This is a genomic window from Actinomyces marseillensis, assembly GCF_900155605.1.
GTDB classification, from domain to species: Bacteria; Actinomycetota; Actinomycetes; order Actinomycetales; family Actinomycetaceae; genus Pauljensenia; species Pauljensenia marseillensis.
This window is the reverse complement of sequence record NZ_LT707420.1, coordinates 77533-88145: the sequence shown is the minus strand read 5'-3', so window position 1 is coordinate 88145 and position 10613 is coordinate 77533. Positions and strand designations below refer to the sequence as shown.

The window sequence follows — 10613 nt, the reverse complement described above, 5'->3', positions numbered from 1 at the left end:
GGGTTCGAGCCCCGCCTGCCCTGCCACTCAGGTGCATAACTATTGGAGGAACGATGAGCGAATCCCAGGCTCGCCGTGAAGAATCCCCGCGGGTGGATCGCACGAAGAAGCGTGCAACCCCCTCGCGCGATGGCGCACCTCAAACCAAGGAAAAGCGCCCGAATATTTTCAAGCGTATGGTGATCTTTGTCTCTCAGGTGATCTCTGAGATGAAGAAAGTCATCTATCCCAGCGGTTCTGAGACCTGGACGTACTTCCTGGTCGTCATTGTGTTTGTTGCCGCAATTATGGCTTTCACTGGCCTTCTTGATTTCTTATTCGGTAGACTGAACTCATTGGTATTTGGCTGAAACCGTTAACCCGCCCGCAGGAATGCAGGCGGGTTTCTTCTAGGGCTCGGCCGCGAACACCGCGTGAGCGTTAAGCACAGGAGGAAAACCCGTGAGCCTAGACAATATCGAAGAGGCCCCGATCGACACCTTTGACGGTGGAATCGCGCCCGAAGCTGATCTGGAAACTGCCGCACAGCGCGAAGACGAGGTCGCAGAGCGCCTTGAAGATACTCCCGTCGAGCGCGAGGAAGCACGTGAAGAAGGCGAAGCGGAAGCTGGCGTTGAAGAAGCAACTGAGCAGGCGGCCTCGTCAGAAGATGATCCGGTCGAAAAGCTGCGCCGCGAACTCTACATGTCTCCCGGCGACTGGTACGTCATTCACACCTACTCCGGTCACGAGCGCAAGGTGAAGGCAAACCTTGAGCAGCGTATTACCAACCAGAACATGGAAGACTCGATTTTCCAGGTCGAGGTTCCCGATGAGTACGTCATGGAGTACCGCGGAAATGCGAAGAAGCGCGTTCGTCGCGTGCGCATTCCCGGCTACGTCATCGTCTGCATGGACTTCAACGAAGACTCCTACCGTGTGGTGAAGGAAACCCCCGCAGTCACCGGCTTCGTGGGTGACCAGCACAACCCGGTCCCGCTTTCGATCGACGAGGTCGTTATGCTGCTGACCCCGAATGTTCTCGAGGCCGCGGCTGCAGAAGAGAAGAGCGCTCCTGCTCCCGTCCAGGAAGTTCAGACTCAGTTCGAGGTCGGCGAGGTTGTCACCGTCATCGACGGCGCATTCGCCACCATGAGCGCTGTGATTTCTGAAATCATGCCTGAAACCCAGCGTCTGAAGGTCCTCCTGACCATCTTCGAGCGTGAGACCCCCATGGAGCTGACCTTCGATCAGGTCGAGAAGATCGAAGAGTAAACGCCTCGTGGCGTGACCTCGAGCACCAAGACTTGGGGGAGCGCCGACATCGCGTTATGATGTAGATTCGTGCGTCTGGGTGGACTATGTCCGCAGGTTGCTCTTCCTGTGGGCGCCACGTGGATGCATGCCGCGGTAGTCTCCGCGGCCCAGTAAGAAATAGAAAGACCCGAAATATGGCACCGAAGAAGAAGAAGGTCACCGGCCTCATTAAGCTGCAGATCGCTGCAGGCGCCGCGACCCCTGCTCCGCCCGTTGGTCCCGCACTGGGCCAGCACGGCGTTAACATCGTCGAATTCACGAAGGCATACAACGCTGCAACTGAGTCGCAGCGCGGTTCGATCGTCCCGGTTGAAATCACCGTCTACGAAGATCGCTCCTTCACCTTCGTCCTCAAGACCCCTCCGGCCTCCGAGATGATCAAGAAGGCTGCAGGTGTTGCAAAGGGTTCGGGTACCCCGAACACCGCCAAGGTTGGATCGATCACCATGGACCAGGTGCGCGAAATCGCCCAGGCCAAGATGGTTGACCTCAACGCCAATGACATTGATGCCGCTTCCAAGATCGTCGCGGGCACCGCGCGTTCCATGGGCATCACTGTTCAGGACTGACCCTTTATTACCTCGTGGTAGGGCAGGCGCTGCCCGACACCCACACCTGCAAGGAGAAGAAGCAGAATGACGAAGCGCTCTAAGAGCTACCGCGCAGCGGCGGAGAAGATCCACGCTGGCGAACTGTACAGCCCCCTGGCCGCAATGCGTTTGGCCAAGGAAACCTCGGTCACCAAGTTCGATTCAACCGTCGAGGTTGTTATGCGACTGGGTGTTGATCCCCGCAAGGCGGATCAGATGGTCCGAGGCACCGTTTCCCTGCCGCACGGCACCGGTAAGACCGCTCGGGTCTTGGTCTTCGCCGTTGGCGAGCGCGCACAGGAAGCACTCGACGCTGGAGCCGACGAGGTCGGCGGCGACGAGCTCATCGAAAAGGTCGCAAAGGGCTACACCGACTTTGATGTCGCCGTTGCAACCCCGGACCTCATGGGCAAGGTCGGCCGTCTGGGCCGCGTCCTGGGTCCCCGTGGCCTCATGCCGAACCCCAAGACCGGCACCGTGACCATGGACGTCGCCAAGGCTGTCCGTGAGATCAAGGGTGGTCGTATCGAGTTCCGTGTCGACAAGCACGCAAACCTGGCTTTCATCGTCGGTAAGGCTTCCTTCACCGCCGAGCAGCTCGTTGAGAACTACGCAGTTGTTCTCGATGAGATCCTGCGTCTGAAGCCGGCTTCCGCAAAGGGCCGTTACATCATCAAGGCCACGGTCGCCACGACCATGGGCCCCGGTATCCCCTTGGATGCCACCAAGACTCGCGCCCTGACCTCCGAGGATGCTTCCTGAAGCACTAGAGGTTAACGGCAGATAGTCGTTTTCTAAGGCCCCCACGAGCAACGCTCGTGGGGGCCTTTGTGTTATTTCAATTGGGCACAAGGTCTTACAAGCCTACATAAAGATAGGCTATCCTTAGCTTTATTCTATAAACCTCATTATCGTTAAAGGTCGCGATCATGACTCAGGTTTCAAGCTCGGGCGTTACAAAGGCGCGCTCGGCCGTCACGATTGGTGCTTTCACCGCCGTCTACTTTGTCCTCATGTGGTGCTCGGCGATGCTCGGCTTCTTCGGGCCGGCGTTCATGTTCGTCGGCGGGATTGTTGGCCTCCTCCTGAACGGGCCGGTCATCATGCTCATGCTGGTGCGTTCGCGCATGTTTGGGACGATGACGATCATGGCGGGCATCGTCGCCTTCTTCATGGTCGTGACAGGGCATGCGTGGGTGACCGTACCGGTCGCCCTCGTTCTCGGTTTCCTGGCTGACCTTATCGCCCACAGTGGCGGCTATCTTAGTGCCCCTCGAAACATTGCAGCATACATGCTGTTTTCCCTGTGGGGGATTGGCCCGCTTGCTCCGATTTTCTTTGCTCCCGACTCCTACTACGCGGATGTCGCGTCCCAGATGGGCCAGGACTACGCGGATGGTATGCGTGCCCTCTTTAGCCCCGCGGTCATCAGCGTGTGGGTGGTTGTTACGATGATCGTCGCGTGCCTCGGCGGGCTTATTGGTCGTTTCTTGCTGCGCAAGCATTTCGCGAAGGCTGGCGTTGCCTGAGATCTCGCTCGCCGAATCGGCGCCCGTTGAGTCGTCGAGCAGGCTGGACCCACGCACGAAGCTCTTATCCCTTCTCGTGCTCAATGCGCTCGTCATGCGCGCGAGTCCCACGACAACCCTTGTTGCCGTTCAGCTCTTGGTAGTGGTTGCCCTCGCATCGGAGGTGAGCGCTCGGTCCGCGCTGCACACGGGGTTCGGTTGCTTCATCTGCGACGTCGTCACCCTTGGTTCCCCTTTTCTTATCGCTTGGATGCAGTCGATCGGCTGGCCTCGGAGCATCGTTCTCATCATCGGAACGTGCAGCGCGATCATGTACTGGTTTGCTCGCTTCTTTGCCGGCTTTGGCCTTGCACTCTACGTGTATCGCACAACCAGGATCGGTCAGATGAAAGCCGCTTTGCGTGCTGTGCACTTGCCGCGGGTCTTCGTCGACGCACTCGTGGTTGCCTTCCGCGTCATTCCGACTGTGGGGGCCGAAGCAGTGGCCATCCGCGAGGCCATGGAAATGCGCGGAGTGGACCTGAGGATGCGCGGCGTGCTGCGTCACCCGCTGGTGATCGCTGAGCGCTTCCTCGTTCCCCTGCTTTCCTCGATCGCGCGCGTCGCCGACGACCTGGCAGCATCCAGCGTTGTACGAGGCTTGGGCGGCTCGACGCGGCCGACCTCTCTGACGCTTCTACGCGCAACCGTTTGGGACGCTCTTGCCCTTGGGTGCGTGGCTGTTGTCATCGTGCTTGAGTTCTTCTGTTACTTGGGAGTCCTCCCATGATTGATGTTGAATCCCTGTCGTTCTCCTACGTCAGCGAGCTGACGGGAGATCGTGTCGATGCGCTGCGCGGGGTCAACCTGTCTGCCCATCCGGGCACCCTCACCCTCGTGTGTGGCTCCTCAGGCTGCGGAAAGTCAACGCTCATGCGGGCCCTCACCGGCCTCGTTCCGCAGATGACTCCGGGACAGCTGGAAGGGGCAGTTCGGATCGACGGGCGCGACCTCTCCGAAGTTCCCCTGACCGAGGTTGGTCATCTGTGTTCCTCCGTTTTCCAGAATCCACGCACCCAATTTTTCTGCGACACCGTTGCAGAGGAACTCGCATTCTGCGGTGAAAACTATGGCAGAGACCGTGCAGACTTGATCGAGAGCAGCGAGCGCGCCGCCACACTCATGGGGATCTACAAGCTCATGGATCGCAAGCTTTCGACGCTGTCGGGTGGACAGCTCCAGAAGGTAGCTCTTGCGTGCGCGCTGGCATCTGGCGCTCCGGTCCTCCTCGCCGATGAGCCGACATCAAACCTAGATCCCGCTGCCATCGCTGATGTACGCGAGGCTTTGGGCACCCTCAAAGAACAGGGCATGACGATTGTCGTTGTCGAGCATCGCCTTCACTTCCTGAGGGGACTTGCCGATCAGGTTCTTCTCATGGAAGCTGGCGCGGTGACGAGGCGTTGGAGCGGCGAGGAGTTCTATTCCATGACGGATGAAGAGCGCTGTTCTCTTGGCTTGCGTACCCTCGTTGATCCGGGGCCGCCAGAAACTTGGGTGACCTCGCGAGGGCGTGGGGGAGGGGCCACGCCTGACGAGGCTCCCCGTCTTTCGTGCCGCAACTTGAGCTTCTCCTACGGGGACACCCCAATTTTCAATGAATTTAATGCTGATTTTTACGCTGGAGAGATCAGTTGCATCGCCGGGGAGAATGGCGTCGGCAAGACGACTCTTGTCCGTATGCTGTGTGGATTGGCGGCCCCGAACTCTGGTGAGATTTCCTTGGATGGCGTGACAAGCTCGCGCAGTCAGAGGCGCGCGGCGTGCGCACTCGTCATGCAAGACACCGGGCGTCAACTCTTTTCCGACACACTCGCCGGCGAACTAACCATTGGCGCCTCGGATGCCGGCGGAGAAGCCGGAGAAAAACTCTTGGCCGACTTCGACCTCGCAAACCTAGGTGATCGCCACCCCCTGAGCCTCTCGGGAGGGCAGAAACAACGCCTCGTCATCGCTGCCGCACGCGCAGCGAGGCGCCCCATCGTCATCCTCGACGAGCCAACCTCGGGAGTCGATGCCAGACACCTTGAATCAATTACCGCCACCCTGCGACGCATTGCCGACGAAGGTGCCGCCGTCATCGTTGTCACCCACGACGGTGAGTTTGCCTCGGCGTGCGCAGATCGGCTCATCACACTCAGGCCGTTAGATGAAACCTGTGCCTGCGAAGGAGACCACTAATGACTGTCACTGATCAGGAGAGGAAAGCCCGAATGGGAGAGCGCGGTTCATCCACTAGCGATGTGCAAATCGACGACCCGCGCGCTGCACATAAGGCTGGGCAAAAGGCGTTTAAGGAACTTACCGCACCGATCCGTGGATCCATGGCTCTCGCCCAGCTACTTGGCGTCCTCTATGGTGCGCTTGCAGTCGCTCCCTATGTCATTCTCGTCCAGCTAGGTGAGGTGCTTATTGCTGCGGCGCGCTCGGGCGTCTCACCGGAGCGCGGTGAGGTTATCAATCTGCTCATGTGGCTCATTGGCGCATTTGGCATGCGCTACGGGATCTATTTTGTCGCCTTGAGCGTCACTCATTTCGCGGACGTGCGTTTCGGTCATCTTGTCCGCATGCGTATGGTGAAAGTTCTCGCTTCAGCGCCCCTCGCGTGGTTCACCTCGACGAACTCGGGGGCTGTGCGCAAGGCGATCCAGGACGACACCCACGATGTTCATACGGTCATCGCCCATGCGCCAGTTGAATCTGCTGCTGCGGTGAGCGCGCCACTCTCCTTGTTGATCTACTCGTTTATCATCGACTGGCGCCTCGGCCTGCTCTCAATCGCCACCTTGCCGATCTACGCCCTCATTAATGCCTGGATGATGCGGGACATGGGCGAGAAAACTGCCGAAATGGACCGGTACCTCACGCGTGTCTCGGCAACCATGGTCGAGTTTGTTTCCGGTATTAGCGTCGTAAAAGCATTTGGTACTGTCGGGCGCGCACATGAACGCTTCAGTCACGCGGCTGAAGATTTTGCGCGCTTCTACGTTGCGTGGTGTGGACCATTGCTCAAAGGGTCCGCGCTGGGGCAGGCTGCTGTTTCGCCCTCGATGATTCTATTGATATCGACAGCGGGAGGCTCGGCGCTGGCAGCTACTGGGATCGTGAGTCCCGTTCAAGTCATTACCTGCGCGTTGATCGCCCTTGTTATTCCGGCCGCAATCGAGGTGTTGGGTTCGACGGTTTGGTCCTATCAGATCGCTGGAGCTGCCGCACTGCGCATTGTTGACCTTCTTTCCGTTTCCCCTCTATCGGCGGATGGAAGTGAAGAACCGGCAGGTGCAGATGTCGAGGTTGACAAAGTGTCCTTCTCTTATGGTTCTACACGTGCCCTAGACGAGGTCAGTCTGACAGTTCCCGAAGGAACAGTGACCGCGCTCGTCGGCCCATCCGGTTCTGGAAAGTCCACCCTCGCAACCTTAGTTGCCCGCTTTGCTGATCCAGACCAGGGCAGTGTGCGTATTGGAGGCGTTGATGTGCGAGCCATTGCTCCCGACGTCCTCTACCGGCACGTGTCTTTTGTTCTCCAAGATCCGCAGCTTCTTGACATATCCGTGCGTGAAAACATTGCGCTGGGCAGGCCAGATGCCAAGGACGAGGCAATCTGGGCAGCTGCTACCGCTGCCCGCATTGACGACTACCTGCGTTCCCTTCCACGAGGCCTCGACTCCGTCATAGGAGAAGACGCCCATCCCTCGGGCGGGCAGGCACAGCGCATCGCGATTGCGCGCGCTCTGCTTGTCGATGCGCCCATCCTTGTGCTCGACGAGGCCACCGCCTTCACAGACCCCGAGGCCGAGGCCGAGATCCAGGCGGCTCTCACCCGCCTCGTTCAAGGAAAAACAGTTCTGGTGATCGCCCACCGGGCTGCGTCGATTATCGGTGTCGATCAAATTGCCATCCTCGAGGCGGGACGTCTCATTGCGCGGGGTACGCCCGACGAACTCGCAGATCATCCGTATCTGCGTGAACTTTCTGCACCCGGGAAAGGACACTGACATGTTCGAGCTGATCTCCAGGCTGCGTGAGCCTCTCTCTCCTGAGGGGCGCGCAGGATTCTCCCACGTCATGTACCTGTCCTGTATTGTCGGGCTCGTTCGGGGTTTCTCTCTGATTTCATTCATTCCGGCGGCGATTGCACTGACATCAGGGCAGCCAGCGTGGGGTATGGATTTACGTGGGTGGCTCATCGCGCTCGCCGTGTGTGCAGCGGCCTCGTTTATCTTGGAGTACTTTCTAGCCATACGCTCCTACGTGGTGGCCTTCGATTTCCTCACGAATATGCATCGCGCGATCGGAGATAAGATCGCCTCTCTGCCTCTTGGGGCTTTCCGTGCGGATACGGCTGGGAAGACCTCGCGCCTTGTCTCTCGCGAACTTATGATGCTCGGCGAGATCTTTGCCCACATGTATTCGCCACTGATCGCAGCGATCGTTACTTCGCTGACAATGCTTGCGGGAATCACCGTTTTTTCACCGGTTCTAGGGGTGGTGTGCCTTGTGTCAGTTCCGATCGTTGCTGGGGGAGTATGGGTTGCACGCCGCTGCTTGCTTTCAGGGTCGGCGTTGAAAGAAGCTCCTGCCCGAGAGTTGTCTCATCGCATTGTCGAATACGCGACGAAACAGGGAGCCTTGCGCGCTTGTGGGCGCTCCGCTTCCTATGAGCCTCTCCAGCGGGCGGAAGAATTGTATGGGGCGGCCGCCCGACGCTCGCTTATCCGGGAAACACTGGGACAAATCACCAACGGTATGGCCGCGCAAGTCGTTGTCGTCTCACTGATCTGTGCGATCGGCTTGCTGGCGGTCGGTGGAAGCGTCAGTCCTGTGGAGGCAGTTGTTGCGATAGGTCTGCTCCTGCGTTTCACGCAGATTCTTGTTGATATTGGGATGCTCACCTCCGCCTTCGAGACCCGGCGCCCGGTCCTTGACCTCGGTCATGAGATCCTTTCTGCGCCCGAGCTTCCCACCGCCTCGGAAGACGGGGAGAGTGACGATTCGACTGAGTTGAGTGCTTCCGTAGCGCTTGAGGACGTTGTTTTCTCCTACGAGGCCGATCAACCCGTCCTACAAGGCGTTTCCTTCCGTGTCGAGCCGGGCACTATGACTGCGATTGTCGGTCCTTCAGGCTGCGGGAAGACGACGATTGCCCGTCTTATTGCCCGTTTCTATGATGCGGATAGTGGCGTCGTGAGTGTGGGTGATCGAGATGTTCGCAGCTGGGATACTGCGAAACTCATGGCCCAGCTCTCTCTGGTTTTCCAAGACGTCTACTTGTTTGACGATACCCTCGAGGCGAATGTCCGTGTCGGTCGTCCCGATGCAAGTGCCGCCGAGATCGAGGAAGCTGCGCACCTGAGTGGTGTCGATGAAATCGTCGCGCGCCTACCTCTGGGGTGGGACACCCCAGTCGGCGAGGGTGGCCGCGCACTCTCCGGCGGCGAACGCCAACGCGTATCCATCGCACGAGCGCTCTTGAAAGACTCTCCCATTGTTCTTTTCGACGAGGCCACCAGTGCCCTCGATCCCGAGAACGAACACCGTGTGACCGCCGCTATGGATAAATTGCGTCGTAACGCAACCCTCATCGTTATTGCACACAAGCTTGATACGATCACGGCCGCTGACCAGATCGTCGTCCTCGACGAGAATGGGCGTGTTACGCAAATTGGTACTCATGCGCAGCTCTTCGCGGAAACTGAGGGGCAATACCGAGGATTCTGGGAGGCTCGCTCGCGGGCAGCGGGATGGCGCCTCGTCTGAAGACGGTCCGCTGGCGCTCGTTCTCCTCCTTGAGGTGTGCTGATCCACATTCGGCAGGGTGGATTCATGTGCGTGGGCGTGTTAGTCTATTCGTTGCCGAAGACCGTCGGTCATCCACCTCGGTGGATTCCAAGTGCGAAAGCATCCGACGCAGGTGAGTGACTTCTTTCGAAGTGGGTTTTATTGAGCCCGGCCGCTTTCCTGCGTGCCGGGCTTTTTTGCGCGTCCGGCGGCGAAGTTTTGAAAGGAGGACCATGGCGAAGTCCGACAAGGTAGCAGCAGTTGCTGAGCTCGTGGAGCGTTTCCGCGGAGCTGACGCTGTCCTGCTGACCGAGTACCGCGGCCTGACCGTTGGCCAGCTCAAGCAGCTGCGTCGCGGCCTGGGCGAGAATGCGACCTACGCCGTGGCAAAGAACACGCTGGCGATCCTGGCGGCTCGCGAAGTTGGTCTCGATTTCCTCGAGGCCGACCTGAAGGGCCCGACCGCTATCGCTTTCGTCACCGGTGAGCCCGTTGAGGCTGCCAAGACGCTGCGTGATTTTGCCAAGGAGAATCCTCAGCTGGTACTGAAGTCCGGTGCTATGGAGGGTGCACAGCTCTCCGCTGAGGCAGTCAAGAAGCTTGCCGATCTCGAGTCTCGCGAGGTCCTGCTGGCCAAGGCCGCAGGCGCCCTCAAGGCGAAGATCTCTCAGGCGGCATACGCCTTCAACGCGCTCCCGTCCAAGACGGTGCGCACCATCGATGCTCTGCGTGAAAAGCAGGGCGAAGCGGCCTGACGTGACAGGCCCGCAAAGGTAACCGCCTTTGCGATCACATCCACAATCTGCTCACGTAGCAGGCCAAAATCGAAAGGATGCCAATCATGGCTAAGCTCTCCAACGACGAGCTCATCGAAGCTTTCAAGGAAATGTCCCTCATCGAGCTCTCCGACTTCGTGAAGCTCTTCGAAGAGACCTTCGACGTCACCGCTGCTGCTCCCGCAGCCGTTGCCGTTGCTGCTCCCGCCGCAGGCGATGCCCCCGCAGACGAAGAGAAGGACGAGTTCGAGGTTGTCCTCGAGTCCGCAGGCGACAAGAAGATCGCCGTCGTCAAGGCCGTCAAGGCTCTGACCGGCCTGGGCCTCAAGGAAGCCAAGGACCTGGTTGACGGCGCCCCCTCGACCATCTTCGAGAACGCCAAGAAGGAAGACGCCGAGAAGGCTAAGGCTGAGATCGAAGAGGCCGGCGGCAAGGTCACCCTTAAGTGACTTTCCCCGTCTGATTCATTCAGACTTTTGCCCGTCATGGGCTGTGAAACCCCGTTCTGCTGCGGCAGGGCGGGGTTTCCGCTTTGCGCGCGACGGTCTGTCCAAGCATCAACCTCGGCCGGCTGCGCCGGCCCGCCCGCTCACCGCCCGCGC

General features: G+C 59.2%; 11 protein-coding genes. All 11 read left to right on the top strand.

The genetic code is table 11. From position 1 onward, the window contains the following. The first annotated feature begins 53 nt into the window (after positions 1 to 53). A complete protein-coding gene (secE, locus tag BQ8011_RS00350; protein WP_072456532.1) occupies positions 54 to 350 on the top strand; it encodes a preprotein translocase subunit SecE in 297 nt (98 codons plus the stop codon). Between the two features lie 91 nt (positions 351 to 441). Next, the gene (gene nusG, locus BQ8011_RS00345; protein ID WP_072456530.1) at positions 442 to 1254 is read left to right on the top strand and encodes a transcription termination/antitermination protein NusG; all 813 of its coding nucleotides are present in this window, start codon (positions 442 to 444) and stop codon (positions 1252 to 1254) included. A gap of 176 nt (positions 1255 to 1430) precedes the next feature. Further along, positions 1431 to 1865: a 50S ribosomal protein L11 gene (gene rplK / locus BQ8011_RS00340; RefSeq protein WP_009408634.1), complete on the top strand. Its 435-nt coding sequence runs from the start codon at positions 1431 to 1433 to the stop codon at positions 1863 to 1865. A gap of 66 nt (positions 1866 to 1931) precedes the next feature. Continuing rightward, positions 1932 to 2648, top strand: a complete 717-nt coding sequence (rplA, locus tag BQ8011_RS00335) for a 50S ribosomal protein L1 (protein ID WP_034502260.1) — start codon at positions 1932 to 1934, stop codon at positions 2646 to 2648. Positions 2649 to 2815: 167 nt separating this feature from the next. After that, positions 2816 to 3415 carry an MptD family putative ECF transporter S component gene (locus tag BQ8011_RS00330; protein WP_072456527.1) on the top strand — a complete coding sequence of 200 codons (600 nt, stop codon included), beginning with the start codon at positions 2816 to 2818 and terminating at the stop codon, positions 3413 to 3415. Further along, positions 3366 to 4184, top strand: a complete 819-nt coding sequence (locus tag BQ8011_RS00325) for an energy-coupling factor transporter transmembrane component T family protein (protein ID WP_327021903.1) — start codon at positions 3366 to 3368, stop codon at positions 4182 to 4184. The genes BQ8011_RS00330 and BQ8011_RS00325 overlap by 50 nt, the downstream gene beginning before the upstream one ends. Further along, the gene (locus BQ8011_RS00320) at positions 4181 to 5635 is read left to right on the top strand and encodes an ABC transporter ATP-binding protein (RefSeq protein ID WP_072456521.1); all 1455 of its coding nucleotides are present in this window, start codon (positions 4181 to 4183) and stop codon (positions 5633 to 5635) included. The genes BQ8011_RS00325 and BQ8011_RS00320 overlap by 4 nt, the downstream gene beginning before the upstream one ends. Before the next feature lie 32 nt (positions 5636 to 5667). After that, positions 5668 to 7452 carry an ABC transporter ATP-binding protein gene (locus tag BQ8011_RS00315; protein WP_231945387.1) on the top strand — a complete coding sequence of 595 codons (1785 nt, stop codon included), beginning with the start codon at positions 5668 to 5670 and terminating at the stop codon, positions 7450 to 7452. 1 nt (position 7453) lies between these two features. Then, entirely contained in the window at positions 7454 to 9214 is a 1761-nt protein-coding gene (locus tag BQ8011_RS00310; RefSeq protein WP_072456516.1) for an ABC transporter ATP-binding protein, read from the top strand. Positions 9215 to 9468: 254 nt separating this feature from the next. Then, positions 9469 to 9990 (top strand): 50S ribosomal protein L10, encoded by a 522-nt coding sequence (gene rplJ, locus BQ8011_RS00305; protein WP_034502250.1) that lies wholly within the window; start codon positions 9469 to 9471, stop codon positions 9988 to 9990. An 86-nt stretch (positions 9991 to 10076) separates the two neighbouring features. Continuing rightward, positions 10077 to 10460 (top strand): 50S ribosomal protein L7/L12, encoded by a 384-nt coding sequence (rplL, locus tag BQ8011_RS00300; protein ID WP_072457796.1) that lies wholly within the window; start codon positions 10077 to 10079, stop codon positions 10458 to 10460. Positions 10461 to 10613 lie beyond the last annotated feature (153 nt).